Genomic DNA, 779 nt, shown 5'->3' on the forward strand with positions numbered 1-779 from the left:
CGGCTGGATCACCTCCTTTCTAAGGATTCTTCTTTGGGTTTGGCACCGAGCGATCGGAGCCGTTCTGCCTCGGCAGACCCATCGAAGATCATTAGATATCAGGGCTCAGTCAGAGCCCATTGGCGGGGCGAATGCCGCCCTCGTTTCTCTTCCTCACCAGATAGCGCGATCGCGGATCGGCCCGACCTTGTGTCTGCCGGTACTGCTCGATCGTACTGGGCCTGTAGCTCAGGTGGTTAGAGCGCACCCCTGATAAGGGTGAGGTCGGACGTTCGAGTCGTCCCAGGCCCACCACGACACGGGACGCTCTGCCTGCCGGCTTGACCCTTTGGGGCCATAGCTCAGCTGGGAGAGCGCGTGCTTTGCAAGCATGAGGTCGTCGGTTCGATCCCGTCTGGCTCCACCATTCTTTTGGGACTTGGCGTCGTGGAAACGGCAGCCGCCCGAGAGTGCGTGTCGAGCCCGCTATCTGGAACATGCGTTTGCCGCGGCAGTGATCAGCGAGGACCGACAGGTTCGGCTGGACGTGCCGTTTGGCGAAGACATCAGTGACATCGTGAAGAGGGAATGTGGCCGTTGGGGCAGCGAGAGCTGCCAACCCCGGCGGTCATGTTCGGCAAGCATACGGTGGTGGGTCCGGAAACGGATCTGCCACTGGTCTTTTTGTGACCGTGTCGTGACCGACAGCCTAGCGGCTGCCGGTCAGCGGACATCGATCACGAGAGCGATCAAGTGCCTTAAGAGCATTCGGTGGATGCCTTGGCGCTGAGAGGCGATGA

Annotated in this window: 2 tRNA genes; both read left to right on the forward strand. The window is 60.7% G+C overall.

The window, feature by feature from the left end:
* Nucleotides 1–217: 217 nt before the first annotated feature.
* Nucleotides 218–294: transfer RNA gene (locus tag ACLBXO_RS31615), tRNA-Ile, on the forward strand.
* Between the two features lie 36 nt (nucleotides 295–330).
* Nucleotides 331–406: transfer RNA gene (locus tag ACLBXO_RS31620), tRNA-Ala, on the forward strand.
* Nucleotides 407–779: the final 373 nt, after the last annotated feature.

This window comes from Methylobacterium sp. C33D (genome assembly GCF_053345825.1).